The sequence below is a fragment of the Demequina sp. NBRC 110052 genome (assembly GCF_002090075.1).
Classification (GTDB): Bacteria; Actinomycetota; Actinomycetes; order Actinomycetales; family Demequinaceae; genus Demequina.
In genome coordinates, this window is sequence record NZ_BBRI01000002.1 from 960298 (window position 1) to 975872 (window position 15575).

At 70.6% G+C, this 15575-nt stretch carries 15 protein-coding genes and 1 riboswitch; of the genes, 7 read left to right on the plus strand and 8 right to left on the minus strand.

Translation table 11 applies throughout. The annotated features are described in order from the left end of the window. The first annotated feature begins 29 nt into the window (after window positions 1-29). Window positions 30-1403, plus strand: coding sequence for a hypothetical protein (locus B7K21_RS04630; RefSeq protein ID WP_084074031.1), 1374 nt, complete (start codon window positions 30-32; stop codon window positions 1401-1403). A 56-nt stretch (window positions 1404-1459) separates the two neighbouring features. Next, window positions 1460-2449, plus strand: a complete 990-nt coding sequence (locus B7K21_RS04635; RefSeq protein WP_084074032.1) for an LLM class flavin-dependent oxidoreductase — start codon at window positions 1460-1462, stop codon at window positions 2447-2449. On the opposite strand, the gene B7K21_RS04640 is transcribed toward B7K21_RS04635, so the two are convergent. Beyond that, window positions 2446-3315 (minus strand): DUF3800 domain-containing protein, encoded by an 870-nt coding sequence (locus tag B7K21_RS04640; RefSeq protein ID WP_084074033.1) that lies wholly within the window; start codon window positions 3313-3315, stop codon window positions 2446-2448. The genes B7K21_RS04635 and B7K21_RS04640 overlap by 4 nt on opposite strands. Before the next feature lie 62 nt (window positions 3316-3377). After that, complete coding sequence (locus B7K21_RS04645; RefSeq protein ID WP_084074034.1) at window positions 3378-4778, minus strand: PLP-dependent aminotransferase family protein; 1401 nt, start codon at window positions 4776-4778, stop codon at window positions 3378-3380. 208 nt (window positions 4779-4986) lie between these two features. On the opposite strand from B7K21_RS04645, the gene B7K21_RS04650 reads away from it, so the two are divergent. Both B7K21_RS04650 and B7K21_RS04655 read left to right on the plus strand, forming a co-directional pair. Beyond that, complete coding sequence (locus B7K21_RS04650) at window positions 4987-6276, plus strand: magnesium transporter MgtE N-terminal domain-containing protein (RefSeq protein WP_084074035.1); 1290 nt, start codon at window positions 4987-4989, stop codon at window positions 6274-6276. Continuing rightward, entirely contained in the window at window positions 6269-6796 is a 528-nt protein-coding gene (locus tag B7K21_RS04655; protein ID WP_084074036.1) for a DUF1003 domain-containing protein, read from the plus strand. Before B7K21_RS04650 ends, B7K21_RS04655 begins: the two co-directional genes overlap by 8 nt. Before the next feature lie 69 nt (window positions 6797-6865). On the opposite strand, the gene B7K21_RS04660 is transcribed toward B7K21_RS04655, so the two are convergent. Further along, window positions 6866-7462, minus strand: a complete 597-nt coding sequence (locus B7K21_RS04660; RefSeq protein WP_084074037.1) for a hypothetical protein — start codon at window positions 7460-7462, stop codon at window positions 6866-6868. A 178-nt stretch (window positions 7463-7640) separates the two neighbouring features. On the opposite strand from B7K21_RS04660, the gene B7K21_RS04665 reads away from it, so the two are divergent. Continuing rightward, window positions 7641-8768 (plus strand): P-loop NTPase, encoded by a 1128-nt coding sequence (locus B7K21_RS04665; protein WP_084074038.1) that lies wholly within the window; start codon window positions 7641-7643, stop codon window positions 8766-8768. 33 nt (window positions 8769-8801) lie between these two features. Here the strand turns inward: B7K21_RS04665 and B7K21_RS04670 are convergent, their stop codons facing one another. Then, on the minus strand, window positions 8802-9365 hold the full coding sequence (locus B7K21_RS04670; RefSeq protein WP_084074039.1) for a hypothetical protein: 564 nt from the start codon (window positions 9363-9365) through the stop codon (window positions 8802-8804). Window positions 9366-9449: 84 nt separating this feature from the next. On the opposite strand from B7K21_RS04670, the gene B7K21_RS04675 reads away from it, so the two are divergent. After that, the gene (locus tag B7K21_RS04675; RefSeq protein WP_159448415.1) at window positions 9450-10673 is read left to right on the plus strand and encodes a galactokinase family protein; all 1224 of its coding nucleotides are present in this window, start codon (window positions 9450-9452) and stop codon (window positions 10671-10673) included. Window positions 10674-10703: 30 nt separating this feature from the next. On the opposite strand, the gene B7K21_RS04680 is transcribed toward B7K21_RS04675, so the two are convergent. The 4 genes from B7K21_RS04680 to B7K21_RS04695 form a co-directional block, all read right to left on the minus strand. Then, window positions 10704-11504 carry an exodeoxyribonuclease III gene (locus B7K21_RS04680; protein ID WP_084074041.1) on the minus strand — a complete coding sequence of 267 codons (801 nt, stop codon included), beginning with the start codon at window positions 11502-11504 and terminating at the stop codon, window positions 10704-10706. 85 nt (window positions 11505-11589) lie between these two features. Then, the gene (locus B7K21_RS04685) at window positions 11590-12477 is read right to left on the minus strand and encodes a bifunctional methylenetetrahydrofolate dehydrogenase/methenyltetrahydrofolate cyclohydrolase (protein WP_084074042.1); all 888 of its coding nucleotides are present in this window, start codon (window positions 12475-12477) and stop codon (window positions 11590-11592) included. Next, a complete protein-coding gene (glyA, locus tag B7K21_RS04690; protein WP_084074043.1) occupies window positions 12477-13772 on the minus strand; it encodes a serine hydroxymethyltransferase in 1296 nt (431 codons plus the stop codon). Before glyA ends, B7K21_RS04685 begins: the two co-directional genes overlap by 1 nt. A gap of 44 nt (window positions 13773-13816) precedes the next feature. Further along, window positions 13817-13919: riboswitch (ZMP/ZTP riboswitch) on the minus strand. 160 nt (window positions 13920-14079) lie between these two features. Beyond that, window positions 14080-14592, minus strand: a complete 513-nt coding sequence (locus B7K21_RS04695; RefSeq protein WP_084074044.1) for a GNAT family N-acetyltransferase — start codon at window positions 14590-14592, stop codon at window positions 14080-14082. Between the two features lie 116 nt (window positions 14593-14708). Here B7K21_RS04695 and purU point away from each other — a divergent pair, with 116 nt between their 5' ends. Next, complete coding sequence (gene purU, locus B7K21_RS04700) at window positions 14709-15563, plus strand: formyltetrahydrofolate deformylase (RefSeq protein WP_084074812.1); 855 nt, start codon at window positions 14709-14711, stop codon at window positions 15561-15563. Window positions 15564-15575 lie beyond the last annotated feature (12 nt).

Sequence of the window (15575 nt, forward strand, 5' to 3'; positions counted from 1 at the left end):
CCCGGCGCGCCCGCACGCATTGGAGCTCCATGCCTCTCGCCGGCCCGGCACCTTTCCGCGCTCGGTTCGCCGCGCGGGTCACGATGCTGCTCGCAGGAGCTGCGGTCGCGCTCGGCATGGTCCTGACGCTCGCCCCTCCGGCCGCTGCCGACCCGGCCCCCGCGTCGGGCATGGCCACCGAGGTCGCATCCGATCTCGGCATCACCGGCGGCACCGCGCCTGCTCAAGAGGCGGGCCTCGAGCCGACCGCCGACCTGGTGCTGTTCTGGGGCGATGGCTGCCCGCACTGCGCCGCGGAGAAGGAGTGGCTCGCCGCGTACTCCGCCGAGCACCCCGAAGTCGTGATGATCGGCTACGAGGTCTGGTACGAGGAGGCCAACCAGGCGCTGCTCGCGAACACGGCAGAGGCGTTCGGCTTCGAGGTCACGGGCGTGCCGGTGACGATCGTCGGCGAGCAGGTGTGGACCGGATGGTCCGAGTCGATGGCGCCTCAAGTTGAGGCAGCGTTGTCAGCCGCTCTCGACGAGCCGGAGCCCGCGCCCACCGAGACGTCCGATCCGGTGGAGCGCGACGTCATCGACGTGCCGCTGGTCGGCGAGGTGACGCTAGACGAGCACAGCCTGCTGGTGTCGACGCTCGTCATCGGCTTCGTCGACGGCGTCAACCCGTGCTCGCTGTGGGTGATCTCGGTGCTGCTCGCGATCGTGCTGCGCACCGGCTCGCGCGGCCGCGTCGTCCTCATCGGCAGCACCTTCCTCGCCGTGACGGCGGCGATGTACGCGCTGTATATGGCGGCGTTCTACTCGGCGCTGACCGTGATCGGATGGATGGGCTGGATCCAGCTGGTGGTCGCGGGAGTTGCCGGGATCTTCGGTGTCGTGAGCGTCAAGGACTACTTCGCCTTCAAGAAGGGCCTGTCGTTCACCATCTCCGACTCCGCGAAGCCGGGCATCTACAAGCGCATGCGCGAGGCCGCGCAGCACAAGGCGGTCCTCCCGGCGCTCGGCGCGACCGTGGTGCTGGCGGTGGGCGTGAGCCTGCTCGAGACGCCCTGCACCGCGGGCTTCCCGCTGCTGTGGACGGGGATGCTGCAGGCCAACGACGTGGGCCCGGCCGCCACCGCGGGCCTCTTCGTGGCGTACATGATCCCGTTCCTGATCGACGAGCTCCTCGTGTTCGCAGCGGCCGTGATCACCATGCGCGCCACCAAGCTCACCGACAAGCACGGCGAGATCCTCAAGCTCTTCGCAGGCGTCACGATGCTCGTGCTCGCCGCGGTGATGCTCATCGACCCGACCCTGATGAACGACCCCGTCGCGGCGCTGGCGCTGTTCGCGGGCGCCTTCGTCCTCGCCGGCGCGATTCACCTGGTGACCACGAAGGTGAGATCCGCGCGGGACTGAAACCGGCGTCGGGCGCGTTGCACCCCTGGATCCCCGCTCCCGACCTGAGGTGCCCCATGCCTGTGACCCTGTCCGTGCTCGATCTCGCCGCGATCGCCCCCGGCGGCTCCGCCGCTGACTCTCTCGCGCACTCCGTCGAGTTGGCGCGCGCGGCCGAAGAGTCCGGCTTCACCCGCGTCTGGTACGCCGAGCACCACGGGATGTCGTCGATCGCGTCCTCAGCGCCGGCGGTGCTGATCGCGCACGTCGCAGCCCACACCTCGACGATCCGACTGGGCGCAGGGGGCGTGATGCTCCCCCATCACTCCCCGCTCGTGGTCGCGGAGCAGTTCGGCACGCTCGCAGAGCTTCACCCCGGGCGCATCGACCTCGGCCTCGGCCGCGCGCCGGGCGGCGACCGCGCCGTCTATGCGGCGCTACGCCGCGACCCCTCGGCTTCGGATCGATTTCCCGACGACGTCGTCGAGCTTCGCTCGCTGCTCGCGGGCGAGACGCGATCCGACGGCGTACGAGCGACTCCAGGCGCGGGCACGCACGTGCCGCTGTACATCCTTGGCTCGTCGCTGTTCGGCGCTCAGCTCGCCGCAGCGCTCGGCCTGCCGTATGCCTTCGCCTCTCACTTCGCGCCTCAAGCGTTGCACGAGGCGGTCGCCCTCTACCGCGATCGGTTCCAGCCGTCGCCAGAGCTGCCGGAGCCCTATGTGATCGCCGGGGTCAACGTCGTCGCGGCCCCGGACACCGCGCTGGCGCACGAGCGCTTCGAGAGCGCCCGACGCGAGCGGGTGCGCCGCATGATCCAGCGAGGCCCCACCGCGCACGAGTACTCGGACGCCGAGATCGACGCGTTCCTTGCCTCCGCGCAGGGACAGCAGATCGCGGCCATGATGTCGCGCACCGCCGTCGGCACGCCAGACGACGTGCGGGGCAGCCTGGAGGCGTTCGCCGAGGAGGCGCACGCGGACGAGCTCATCACCGTGCACGCGGCGCTCGACGCCGACGCACGGGTCGAGTCCGTGCGGCTCACTCGCGCCGCATTCGCCTCCTAGGGAGCGATCGGCGGGTACTTGCCCGGATCCGGGTAGACGGTGATGCCGCCTCCCTGCGCCTTGGTCGTGTTCCAGTGCGCGGCGAAGCACGGAGCGATCTTGTCCCACAGGTAGTGATTGCCGCGTGGCGGGCCGCCCGCCTTGTACCAGGCGTAGCTCGCGTAGGCGACGAGATCGGGTAGCTGGATGAGTTCCTTGTCCCACGTGCTGAGCTTGGGGTCGATCCACACCGGCTTGTCCAGCAGCAGATCGAAGTTCGGACGACCGCGGCCCTTCGTGGACAGAGCGTTGACGTCTCGCGTGAGATTGCCGCTCTTGAAGTACGCCTCGTGCTCGTCCTGCTGGTCGGCGATGAAGATCGCGCCTTCGCCCCTGTTGACTTGCGCAAGCGTGAGAGCGACGCGCTCATAGAGCCGGGCGTACGCGGCCCCGAGCGGGTTCACTCCTGAGTCGGCGTCGAGGATCGCCCCCTTGTCCACGACCACGGAGAACACGAGGGGGCGGAACTTGGCGAAGAGCTGGCCCACGTCGCGCAGAAGCTCGTTCATGCGGTTCAGGTCGTAGACCGCGGCGTACCCGGGAGGGAGCCAGTCGTGGGCGCCGTCGCGCAGGTTGTGGTCGAGGTGCGCGAGGTAGGAGCCCTTGATCTCGGTGTCGCCCCAGGGACGGTCAGTGGCGGCGGCGCCGAACACGCGTTCCTTGATCGCGCGCAGCTCGAGCGCGAGCAGCTCCCGGGAAGAATCGTGGATGCCGACCGCACTGAGCACGAAGTACTCGCTCGCACCCGAACCGCGCGATCGCCCGCGCGGCGCCTCGCGGAACGTCATGGACGTGCCACCGGACTCATCGACGTAGAACAGCAGCATGGTCGGGCCTCCTCGCCTGCTGCTCACGCTACGCGCGCGTTGTGCGTCGCGGCTGGCACGGCCTAAGCAGCGCGGTCGGCGAGCATCTTCACTCCGAGCCGCATCTGCTCGGGCGGCAGATAGAACGGCAGGCGGAAGTGGCCGTCGGCGGCGCCAGGCAGCACCTCGAACGCCGAGCCCGGCGCGACGGGCGCACCCGCCGCCTCCGCCCGCTCGGAGAACCTGTCAGCATTGCCCGAGCCAAGCCGCACCCACAGAGACGGGCCGCCTTCGGGCTCGTGCCACGTCCAGTCGAGGCCATGCTCGCTCACGGCCGTGCGTGTGGCCGCGAGGGACTCGCGCAGTGCCGAAAGCCTCCACGCGAGCGTGTCCTCGAAGCGGTCGCGAAGGAGCCGGGCCGCGACCCGCTGGAACAGTGCGGGCGAGCCGAGATCCATGGCGGCCCTGCGGTGCCGGAGCTGGGCGGCGAGGGTCGCGTTGGTGTGGAGCCAGCCCACGCGCAGCCCACCCCAGAAGACCTTGGACATGCCGCCCACGGTGATCACGGCGGCGCCGGAGGCGTACGCCGCCAAGGGCCGACGCGGCTCTCCCGTGAGCGTCAGATCGCCGATGGTGCGGTCATCGATCACGGTTGTGCCTGACGCGGCGGCGGCGGCGAGCACGCGCTGCACCGCCTCGTCGGTCATGGCGGTGCCGGTGGGGTTGTGGAAGGTCGTGAGGTACGCAAGCTCTGGCCGAGCGGCGCGCAGCAGCTTCGCCGCCCCCTCCGCGTCGAGCCCCTGGTCGCGCATGGGCAGGGCGAGCGGGCGCGAGCCGGCCGCCTGGATCGCGTCGAACACTCCCGGGTACGTGAAGGACTCGAGCGCGACGGGCCTGTGAGGCCCCGCGAGCATCGTGACCAGCAGCCACAGCGCCTGCTGCGCGCCCGAGGTGATGACGATCTCGTCGGCGCGCGCGGGGATGCCGAGCGCTCGCAGGTGGTCGGTGACGGCGAGCACGAGGTCGCGGTCGCCGAGCGCGGCGTAGCCGTTGCCCACGGCCGGCTTCCCGCCGAGGAAGCCCTCGAGGTCCGCGAGCGCCTCGGTGACGGCGGGCGCAGGGGGCGGCGAGGCCGTGTTGAACGCGACCAGCGGTTCGTAGCGACCCGTGAGGATCTTGCTGAAGCGGTCCTGCGCGCTGAGGGCCGCCACGCCACGGGAGAGCGAGCCCAGGCGTGGCGCGGCGCCCGGCTTGACCTCGAGCCAGCCGATCTCACGCAACTGCTGATACGCGGAAGTGACGGTGTTGCGGCTGAGGTGCAGCTCAGTGGCGAGCGCTCGTTCCGACGGCAGGCGCGCGCCGTGCTCGAGCGAGCCGGACTCCGCGAGCGCGACGATGGCGTCGGCGAGCTGCTGATAGAGCGGTCCCTTGCCCGACTGCCAGTGGTCGAGCACCGCGGTCAACTGCTGGGCGGTGGTGAGCATGCCCCATCATCGCGCGACCGGCACCATCGCTCAAGTGCCAGTTGACCGCGACCGGACTGGACGCACTGGAGCCAGTGCGGGCGACTCGGCACTCGCCGCCGCTGCCGCACGACGTCGCCTGCGCTACGTGACGCCCGCGCGAGCGCATCGGGCATCTTCCCTGGCACGCCTCGCACACGCGACGGGCCTCGCCGGTAGCCTTAAGTCCATGAGCAACGGACCCGAGCGCGTGTACATCGCGAGGCTCGCGGGCGCCACCGTCTTCGACCCGTTGGGCGACGCTGTGGGCCGCGTGCGCGACGTCGTGCTGCTCGTGCGCCGCAGCGGAGGTGCGCCGACCGCCGTGGGACTCGTGGTCGAGGTACCCGGCAGGCGACGCGTCTTCATGCCGCTCACGCGCGTCACGTCCATCTCGGCGGGCCAGGTGATCTGCACCGGCGTCATCAACCTGCGTCGCTTCAAGGCACGCGCCCGCGAGTCGCTCGCGATCGCCGAGCTGTTCGAGCGCAGCGTGCGCCTCAAGGCAGACAAGTCGACAGCCTTCGTCGAGGACATCGCGATCGAGCCCGACCGCACCCGGACCTGGCACGTGACAAAGCTCTACGTGCGCAGGGCCGAGCGGCGCAAGGGCGTGCTGGGTTTCTCGCGGCGCGGCGAGGCGCTCGTGGTCGACATCGACCAGGTGACGGGACTGGCGGTGCGCGACAAGAACCAGGGCGCCGCGCTCGTCATCGAGTCCTTCGAGGACCACAAGCCCGCCGACCTCGCGGCCGCGCTCATGGAGATGACGCCCTCACGGTCCGCAGAGATCGCGGCCGCACTCGACGACGAACGCCTCGCGGACGTCCTCGAGGAGCTTCCCGAGGAGGACCAGATCGCGCTGCTCTCGACGCTGCGCTCCGAACGCGCGGCCGACGTGCTCGAGGCCATGGACCCGGACGACGCGGCCGACCTGCTCGGAGACCTTCCCGAGCAGGAGGCGGCGGCGCTCCTCGAGCTCATGGAGCCCGAGGATGCGCGACACGTGGAGCAGCTGCTGGGCTACGAGGACGACACCGCTGGCGGACTCATGACCCCCGAGCCGATCATCGTGGGCCCCGAGACGACCGTCGCAAGCTGCCTCGCCCTGGTGCGCCGCCAGGAGCTTCCTCCCGCGCTCGCCTCGATGGTGTTCGTCGTCAGGCCGCCGCTCGAGACCCCCACGGGCCGCTACATCGGACTGGTCCACATCCAGCGCCTGCTGCGCGAGCCGCCGCACGATGCGATCGGCGGCTACGTGGATCAGGCCGTGTCGCCGCTCGCGCCCACCGACCACCTGTCCGACGTCGCACGCCGCCTCGCCGCCTACGACCTTCTCGCGCTACCTGTCGTGAACGCCGACCACCGCCTTGTCGGAGCCGTCTCGATCGACGACGTGCTCGATCACCTGCTGCCCAGCGATTGGCGCGAGCACATGGACGAGGAGCCGGACGCGCAGACGGAGGACGCCCGTGGCTGACTTCCGGCTCGACCGGCCCAAGGCCGAGGATCGCTCGCTGTTCCGCCGTCGTCCCCGCACCGGGGCGAGCGCAGACCGAGCGGGCCAGGTGTCTGAGGGCATCGCGCGCTTCCTGGGCACGCCGCGCTTCATCTTCTACCTCACGGTCTTCTGCATCGTGTGGCTTAGCTGGAACGTGTGGGGCCCGGAGACCATGCGCTTCGACTCGGCAGCCAACGGCTTCACGGCGCTGACCCTGATGCTCTCCCTGCAGGCCTCGTACGCGGCACCCCTGATCCTGCTCGCGCAGAACCGTCAGGACGACCGGGACCGTGTCTCCGCCGAGCAGGACCGTCAGCGTGCCGAGCGCTCGCTCGCCGACACCGAATACCTCGCGCGCGAGGTCGCGGCGCTGCGTCAGGCGATCAACGAGACGGCCACGCGCGACTTCGTGCGCTCCGAGCTGCGGGCGCTGCTCGAGGAGCTACGCGACGAGGACGACGAGCCCGGCGACATGCGCCGCCCGAGCGGCCGACGCTGACTCGCCCCCGGCAGGCCTGACGCCCGACGTAGGGGCTGGCTCACGCGTCGGGCGTTCCCCTGCCGCGACTCAGGATCGGACGAGCCGGCCGAGCAGGCGGCCGTCACCGAGCCCACGGCCGGTCAGGTACGCGATCGCGAGCGAGGCCCCCATGGCGGCCAGCGCGCGCCACGGCTCGCCCGCCGCGTAGTGCGCGAAGAGTCCGCCGACGCCGTTCGCGGCGACGTGGTCCACCATGCCGGAGAACGGCGACTCGCTGGCGGCCGCGACGCACGAGAAGCACGAGAGCGGCACCAAGAGCAGCAACGCGAACGCCGTCACCGCGACGGCCGCGAGTCCCGCGCGATGGCACCGGTCGATGACCTGAGTGGCCATCGACGCCCCTGCGGCGAGCCCGATCGCGATGGCGAGGTAGCGGCTCGGCGAGCCCGAGACATACGAGATCACGGCGGCGACGGCCACCAGGGGCACCGTGATTGCTAGCCCCATCCACACGCCGCGCCTGATCGCGCCCCGGTGCCGCGCGGAATGGGCCTCCTCGCGGCGTGCTGCCCCGGCGTCCGCCGCGCTTCGCGGGGCCGCGATGCGTCCAGGCGCGAGCCTCGCGCCCTGTGCGGCGCGCGTGCGCGCGCCACGTCCGTCCGTGTGCGTCACTGCCTGGGCCATCGTGCATTCCTGAGGGTTCGGGAAAGGTCACAGAATGGTTACGACGGTAGCGTGAACGCGCTCTCACCACAACGCCTCGCAGGCATTTCGAGGAACCCCACAAAGAGCGCCGCGCAGAGGCGCGGTGGACCCCGCCCAGCGGGTTCACAGTTGTCGGTCACCGCCTACGATGGACACCATGCCTACCGTCGCTGAGCTCGAGACCGCACTGTCCCGCGTCATCGACCCCGAGATCCGCCGACCCATCACCGAGATCGGCATGGTCCGCTCCGTCGACGTCGATGACGCCGGCGCGGCAGTGATCGGGATCGACCTGACCACGCAGGGCTGTCCCATGCGCGAACGGATCACCGACGACGTCGACAGCGCCGCCAGGTCCGTCGACGGCGTGACCGACGTGCGCATCGAGTTGGGCGTCATGACCGACGAGCAGCGCGAGAACCTCCGCTCGCAGCTGCGCGGCGGCAAGCCCGAGCCCGTCATCCCCTTCACCCAGCCGGGCAACATGACGCGCGTGTACGCCATCGCGTCCGGCAAGGGAGGCGTCGGCAAGTCCACCGTCACCGCGAACCTCGCGGCAGCGATGGCCGCCGACGGACTCAAGGTGGGCGTGCTCGACGCCGACATCTTCGGCTTCTCCATCCCCGGCATGCTCGGCGTCGCAGGTCAGCCCACGCGGCTCGACGACATGCTGCTGCCCCCGATCGCCCACGAGGTGAAGGCCGTCAGCATCGGCATGTTCGTCCCGGCGGGCCAGCCCGTCGTGTGGCGCGGCCCCATGCTCCACCGCGCCATCGAACAGTTCCTCGCGGACGTGTTCTGGGGCGACCTGGACGTCCTGCTGCTCGACCTCCCGCCCGGAACCGGCGACATCGCGATCTCCGTCGCCCAGCTGCTCCCCCACGCCGAGCTCGTGGTCGTCACCACGCCGCAGGCGGCCGCGGCGGGAGTCGCGGAGCGCGCAGGCTCGATCGCCACGCAGACCTCGCAGTCAGTCGTCGGCGTCATCGAGAACATGGCGTGGCTCGAGCAGGCTGACGGCTCACGCCTGCACGTCTTCGGTGAGGGAGGCGGCGCCAAGGTCTCGGAGCGACTCTCGGCGACGCTCGGCACGAAAGTTCCCCTGCTGGGTCAGGTGCCGCTCGACATCAGCGCACGGGAGGCCGGCGACGCGGGCACTCCCGTGGTGGTGAGCGACCCCGAGTCGCCCGCCGCACAGGCTCTCCGCGACATCGCTCGCTCGCTGAGTGCTCGTCAGCGCGGCCTCGCCGGGCGCTCGCTCGGCGTCACTCCCGTCGCCCGCTGAGACGCCGGCGGTTCGCCAGCCCGACGCCGGGGCTCAGTAGCCTGCGGGCCTGGCGGGCCTCTCGCCCGGCTCGTCGCGCGCGCCCCAGCCTGCGATGACCGCGGCCACGAGTCCGCACAGCAGCACACCGCTCGAGAAGATCGGCGCGCCCAGAGCGGCGAGCAGGGCGTCGTCGAAGCCTGGGCCCTGCGCTCCGAGGTCCTCGAGGAGTCCACTGCCCGCCGAGTTCACGGCACCGGTGATGAGCATGAGGTGCGCGCCCAGCGCGGTCGTCGCGAAGGCGGTGCCCTGCGCAGCGAAGCCGCGATCGGGGCTGAGGTAGCGCACCGTCGCCCCCACCGCCGCAGTGAGAAGCAGGCCGAGCAGCACGTACGCCAGCAGGTTCGTCCCGCCAGGCACCAGTACCGACAGCAGCAGGCCGACCACGAGCGCCACGAGCAGTCCCGCGGCCAGCGCTCCCATGCGGTTGCGGCGCACACGCTCCAGCACCGGCACCGATGCAGGCGCGACGACCGGCGTCGGGGACGTCGGCGAGTCCGAGGGCTCGGGCACGCCCGCGGGGCTCTCCTCGGGTTCTGGGGCCGACTTGCTCGCCATGATGTGCTCCCTTCGACGCATGCCTCTTCGCCCTCATCCTCGCACGCCTCACGCGCGATGAACATGCCTGGCACAATGGCGCGTGTGAGGGAAGTCTCGCCTGAGGGGTCCGCATGGGTGAAGGCGTGGACGCCGGCTGAGGGCCGCGACCGCGCTGCGTCCCTCCTGCTCGAAGAGTTGGGCGTCGACGCGACCTGCCATTGGTCAGCCGCGGGCCGCGCGACCCTCATCGGCGAGCACACCGACTACAACGCCGGGCTGTCGCTGGCCACGGTCACGCCGCATCGGGCCTACGTCGCTGCGGCACCGCGGGACGACGACGTCGTGCGAGTGACCAGTGGGCTGGGCGACGTGCTGGAAGGACCGGGCCGCGTGTGGGAGGGGCGCGTCGGCGAGGCGCCCGGCCCCGATCTGGGTTGGCCCGCGTACCCCGCCGGCATCGTGTGGGCGATGCACGAACGCGGATTCAGCGGACGCGGCATGGACATCGCGATCGAATCGTGCCTGCCGCCACAAGGGGGCCTGGCCTCATCGGCAGCCGTGCTCGGAGCGACCGTCCTGGCCGTCAACGACCTCTGGCGCCTCGCGCTCGACGGCGACGACGGCAGGTCGGAGCTCGCTGACGCGTGCCTCGACGCAGAGAACGCGATGGCAGGGGTGATGTGCGGACCCCTCGACCCGCATGTGGCGCTACGGTGCGGCGCAGACGAGGCGCTGCTGCTGGACTTCAGTGGCCGCACCGTGAGCGCGACGCACTACCCGATGTACATCCGGGACTACGGGCTGGGCCTCCTGGTGGTCGACACGCAGGTGCCGCACGGCGACGTGCGCCCTCTGTTCGAGTCGCGTCGCGCCGAGTGCGCCGCCGCGGCGCACGCGCTCGGCGCCGCGGACCTCCGTGAGATCGCCGACTCGCCGCAGGCGCTCAGGCGCGTCGAGTCTCTCGAGGACCCGATCGCCCGGCGACGCGCGCGTCACGTCGTGTCCGAGATCGAGCGCGTGCGCCTCGTCGCCGCGGAGCTCGGCGGCACTGCCCCCGCGCACGAGCGCTTCGTCTCCATCGGCAAGGCGATCTTCCGCTCGCACGCGTCGCTCGACGTGGACTACGAGGCGTCGCGCCCCTCGCTCGACCTCGCTGTCGACGCTGCCTTCCGGGCAGGCGCACTGGGGGCACGGGTGAGCGGCGCGGGTGGAGGGGGCTCCGTGATCGCGCTCGTGCGCAAGGCGCAGGCCGAGTCGACGGCGACGCAGATCGCCGACGCGTTCACTGCCGAGGGACGACTGGCGCCGCGCTTCCTCTGGATCTGAGTCCTTCCGACTGCGGGCCGAGCCTCGCGCCTACAGGTCGTAGTCGACGACGAGCGGCGCGTGGTCGGTCCAGCGCGCGTCCCACGACGCCTGACGATCCACGCGCACCCCGGTCGCGGCTTCGGCGAGCGCAGGCGACGCGAACTGGTAGTCGATGCGCCAGCCCGCATCGTTGTCGAACGCCTGTCCACGCATCGACCACCACGTGTACGGCCCCGGCATGTCTCCCGACAGCGTCCGGTGCACGTCGACCCAGCCGGCCTCGAGCCACTGCGTGACATACGCACGCTCCTCAGGCAGGAAGCCCGCGGACTTGAGGTTGCCCTTCCAGTTCTTGATGTCGTTCTCGGTGTGGGCGATGTTGATGTCGCCCATCACCACCACCCGCTCGTACTCCTCGCGCAACGCCGCCAGGCGAGCGGTCATCGACTCGAGCATCGCGTACTTGTCGTCCATCTTCGGGGTGCCTGCCGTGCCGGAGTGCATGTAGACGGACACGACGCGCACCGGGCCGGCGGGCGAGTCGACGGTCGCCTCGATCCAGCGGCCAGTGTGCACGGGCTCATTCATGCCCTCGCCCAGCGCGTCCGCACGCGCGAGCACGTCGCTCAGCGGGGTGCGCGAGAGGATGGCGACGCCCGCGCGACCCTTGATGTCACACGCGTCCTCCACGACGTGCCAGCCCTCGCCGACCAGTTCGGCGGTGGTCTCCAGCGGCGCGCGCACCTCCTGCAGACACACCACATCCGCACCGCTGGGGTCGAGCCAGTCGTGCATCCCCTTGCGCGCCGCGGCGCGCACTCCATTGACGTTGACGGTGACGATTCGCATGCCGTCGAGCGTACCTGGCGACCCCGACACGACGACGCCGGCCGCACCCTCGGGAAGGGGGCGCGGCTGGCGTCGTCGAGTGTCGTCAGGCGAGCGAGCGCTCGGCCGTCTCGACCACGTTCGCCAGGAGCATCGCGCGGGTCATGGGGCCGACCCCGCCAGGGTTCGGTGAGTACCACGATGACTTCGCCACCGCGTCGGGCGCGATGTCGCCGGCCACGCGAGACTTGCCCGTCTCCGGGTCGGTGACGCGGCTGACGCCCACGTCCACGAGCACGACGCCGTCCTTGACCATGTCTCCCGCGACGATGCCCGGCACGCCTGCGGCGGCAACGATCACGTCGGCCCTGCGGGTGTGCGAACCGAGGTCGGCGGTGCCGGTGTGGCACAGCGTCACCGTCGCGTTGACGGCCTTGCGCGTCAGCAGCAGCCCGATGCTGCGGCCCACCGTCGTGCCACGGCCGATGACCACGACCTCCTTGCCGCGCAGCTCGATCCCGTGCCGCTCGAGCAGCTCGATGATGCCCTTGGGCGTGCACGGCAGGCTCGACGTGACCTCCTCCGCCACGCGCAGCACGAGGCGACCCAGGTTCGTCGGGTGCAGGCCGTCCGCGTCCTTGTCGGCGTCGATGCGCTCCAGGATCGCGTTCGTGTCCACGCCCTGGGGCAGCGGCAGCTGCACGATGAAGCCCGTGCACGCCGGGTCCGCGTTGAGACGGTCCACTGCGGCCTCGATCTCCGCCTGCGTGGCGTCACCGGGCAAGTCCTCGCGGATCGACGCGATGCCCACCTCAGCGCAGTCGGCGTGCTTGCCGTTGACGTACCACGTCGAGCCGGGGTCGTCGCCGACGAGCAGCGTGCCAAGCCCCGGGGTGACGCCGCGCTCAGCGAGCGCGGCGACCCTGGTGGCCAGCTCGGACTTGATGGCGGCCGCAGTGGCCTTGCCGTCCAGCTTCTGCGGAGCCGCCGCCATTACTGCTGCAGGCCCTCGTAGAGCGGGAAGTCGCCGGCGAGCTTCGCCACGCGGGCACGCAGGGCGTCCACGTCGGCGCCGCCCTTGAGCGCAGTCGTGATGACCTCGGCCACCTCGGTGAACTCCTCGGCGCCGAAGCCGCGCGACGCGAGCGCCGGCGTGCCGATGCGCAGGCCCGAGGTGACCATCGGCGGACGCGGGTCGTTCGGGACGGCGTTGCGGTTGACCGTGATGCCGACCGAGTGCAGCAGGTCCTCGGCCTCCTGGCCGTTCATGGGCGAGTTCCGCAGGTCCACGAGCACCAGGTGTACATCCGTGCCGCCCGAGACGACGTTGACGCCGGCCTCGATCGCGTCGGGCGCGGTGAGGCGCTCGGCGAGGATGCGCGCGCCCTCGAGCACGCGCTCGTTGCGCTCCTTGAACTCCGCGCCCGCGGCAGCCTTGAGGGCCACTGCCTTGGCTGCGACCACGTGCATGAGCGGTCCGCCCTGCTGACCGGGGAAGACCGCGGAGTTCAGCTTCTTCCCGTAGGCCTCGAGGTCGCGCGACAGGATCATGCCGGAGCGTGGGCCGCCGATCGTCTTGTGGATCGTGGTCGACACGACGTCGGAGTGCGGCACCGGCGAGGGGTGCAGGCCCGAGGCGACGAGGCCTGCGAAGTGCGCCATGTCGGTCCACAGCTTCGCGCCCACCTCGTCCGCGATCGCGCGGAACGCGGCGAAGTCGAGGTGGCGGGGGTACGCGGACCAGCCTGCGATGATCACGTCGGGGCGGTCCGCGAGCGCCTGCTCGCGCACCTTGTCCATGTCGACGAGGTGCGTCGTGTCGTCCACGCCGTAGGCCGAGACCTCGTAGAGCTTGCCGGAGAAGTTGAGCTTCATGCCGTGAGTCAGGTGACCGCCGTGCGCGAGCGAGAGGCCCATGATGCGGTCGCCCGGCTTGGCGAGCGCGTGCAGCACCGCCGCGTTGGCCGTCGCGCCGGAGTGGGGCTGGACGTTCGCGTACTCGGCGCCGAACAGGCTCTTAGCGCGCTCGATCGCGATGTTCTCCGCGACGTCCACCTCCTCGCAGCCGCCGTAGTAGCGCTTGCCCGGGTAGCCCTCGGCGTACTTGTTGGTCAGGACCGAGCCCTGCGCCTGCAGCACGGAGCGCGGCACGAAGTTCTCGGACGCGATCATCTCGAGGTAGGTCTGCTGGCGCTCGAGCTCGCGGTCGAGGACCTGCGCGATCTCGGGGTCGAAATCCTGCAGCGTCGCGTTCATGACGGCTGCGGTGGCGCTGGAGTCGGTGCTCATGGCGTTCCTCTCTGGTGGCGGCACGCGGCCGCCGGTTGTCCGGTGACCTTGGCCCAGGCGTACGACCAAAGAGTCTTGAGAAAGGTGCCGCTTCCTCGTGGTGACCCACTGCGCCAGTCGCGGCGTTCGTCAGTCTAGCAACGGCGCGCCGCGTGTACTCCTTCGCGTCAAGAAGGACCGCGCTTCTCTGCCGAAGTGACGGTCAGTTCAACGATGCACGGCGCGTACCTGCCTCCGGGCCCGCCTCAGCCGTCACTTCGGAGTGGGACGGCGACGTAGCGCCACGCGCCGACTCAGGCCTCAGCCCTCAGGCCTCGGGTCGGTCGTCGACGATGGCGCCGGTCTCGAGGATCTTGCGCAGGTACGCGTACGTGAGGTCACCGGAGACCTGGTCGAACTGGTGGTCGTAGCCGGCCTTGTTGTACAGCGCGATGTTGTGCTTGGAGTTCTGACCCGTGAAGGCCCACACCTCGGATGTGTCCTCGGGCAGGTAGCCGAGCACAGCGAAGACCAGTTGCGCGCCGATCCCCTTGTTCTGGAGGTCGGGCACCACCGCGAGGCGGCCGATGGTGGCCTTCGTGCCCTCGATCCCCACGCGGATGGTGCCGACCAGGCGCGGACCGATCCACGCGCCCAGAGTGACCACGGCGTCGGACGCCATATCCTGCTCGAGCTCCTCGAGGGTCTGCGTGAGCGCGGGGATATGCGGATCGTTATACAGCTGCGCTTCCACCACGAAGGCGGCCCTGCGCACGGTGAGAATCTCGCCCGCGTCCTCGGGGCCGACGGTGTCGATGCGAACCTCTGCGTCGTCGCTCATGCCCCTATGGTGACAGGTCACGCGTCTCCGAATCCACCCCAGGGGTCCCAGACCTGCCCGGCCCCTGCGTCGGGCAGGTGCCCGATGCGGCGCTCGCCTTCACTACGCTGGTGGCCATGACCGACGCTCCCCTCCGCTACGTGCTCAGCCTGTCCTGCCCCGACCGCCCCGGCATTGTCCACGCGGTCTCCGGCGCCCTCGCGGAGCACGGCGGCAACATCACGGAGTCCCAGCAGTTCGGCGACCCTGACACGGGGCTGTTCTTCATGCGCGTCGAGGTGGAGAGCGCGGCCCCGCTGCGCGAGCTCGAGACCGCGTTCGCGGCGCTCGCGGAGCGGTTCGAGATGACGTGGAGCCTGGACACCGCGGGACGCCGCATGCGCACCGTCGTCATGGTCTCCAAAGCCGCACACTGCATCAACGACCTCCTGTTCCGCGAGCGCGCAGGCACGCTGCCGGTGGACATCGTCGCGGTCATCGGCAACCACCCCACGCTCCGCTCGCTCGCCGAGTTCTACGGCAAGCCGTTCCACCACATCCCCGTCACGGCGGAGACGAAGACCGAGGCCGAGTCGCAGGTGCTCGAGCTCGTCGACGAGCTGGACGCAGAGCTGGTGGTCCTCGCGCGCTACATGCAGATCCTCTCCCCCGACATGTGCGAGGCGCTCAAGGGCAGGGCGATCAACATCCACCACTCGTTCCTGCCGAGCTTCAAGGGCGCGCGCCCGTACTTCCAGGCCCACGACCGCGGGGTCAAGCTCATCGGCGCGACCGCGCACTATGTCACCGCTGACCTCGACGAAGGCCCGATCATCGAGCAGGACGTGGACCGCGTGGACCACACGTACACGCCCGAGTCCCTCACCGCCACCGGCGCCGACGTGGAGCGCCGCGCGCTCGCCCGCGCTGTCCGCTGGCACGCCGAGCATCGGGTGCTGCTGGACGGCCACCGCACTATCGTTTTCAGATGAGCACTGCCGTCT

Coding starts and splice junctions, on each gene's coding strand:
- glyA (WP_084074043.1), bottom strand. CDS start 13,772: ATGAGCACCGACTCCAGCGCCACCGCAGCCGTCATGAACGCGACGCTG.
- B7K21_RS04670 (WP_084074039.1), bottom strand. CDS start 9,365: ATGGCGAGCAAGTCGGCCCCAGAACCCGAGGAGAGCCCCGCGGGCGTG.
- B7K21_RS04635 (WP_084074032.1), top strand. CDS start 1,460: ATGCCTGTGACCCTGTCCGTGCTCGATCTCGCCGCGATCGCCCCCGGC.
- B7K21_RS04640 (WP_084074033.1), bottom strand. CDS start 3,315: ATGCTGCTGTTCTACGTCGATGAGTCCGGTGGCACGTCCATGACGTTC.
- B7K21_RS04645 (WP_084074034.1), bottom strand. CDS start 4,778: ATGCTCACCACCGCCCAGCAGTTGACCGCGGTGCTCGACCACTGGCAG.
- B7K21_RS04650 (WP_084074035.1), top strand. CDS start 4,987: ATGAGCAACGGACCCGAGCGCGTGTACATCGCGAGGCTCGCGGGCGCC.
- B7K21_RS04665 (WP_084074038.1), top strand. CDS start 7,641: ATGCCTACCGTCGCTGAGCTCGAGACCGCACTGTCCCGCGTCATCGAC.
- B7K21_RS04685 (WP_084074042.1), bottom strand. CDS start 12,477: ATGGCGGCGGCTCCGCAGAAGCTGGACGGCAAGGCCACTGCGGCCGCC.
- B7K21_RS04630 (WP_084074031.1), top strand. CDS start 30: ATGCCTCTCGCCGGCCCGGCACCTTTCCGCGCTCGGTTCGCCGCGCGG.
- purU (WP_084074812.1), top strand. CDS start 14,709: ATGACCGACGCTCCCCTCCGCTACGTGCTCAGCCTGTCCTGCCCCGAC.
- B7K21_RS04660 (WP_084074037.1), bottom strand. CDS start 7,462: ATGGCCCAGGCAGTGACGCACACGGACGGACGTGGCGCGCGCACGCGC.
- B7K21_RS04695 (WP_084074044.1), bottom strand. CDS start 14,592: ATGAGCGACGACGCAGAGGTTCGCATCGACACCGTCGGCCCCGAGGAC.
- B7K21_RS04680 (WP_084074041.1), bottom strand. CDS start 11,504: ATGCGAATCGTCACCGTCAACGTCAATGGAGTGCGCGCCGCGGCGCGC.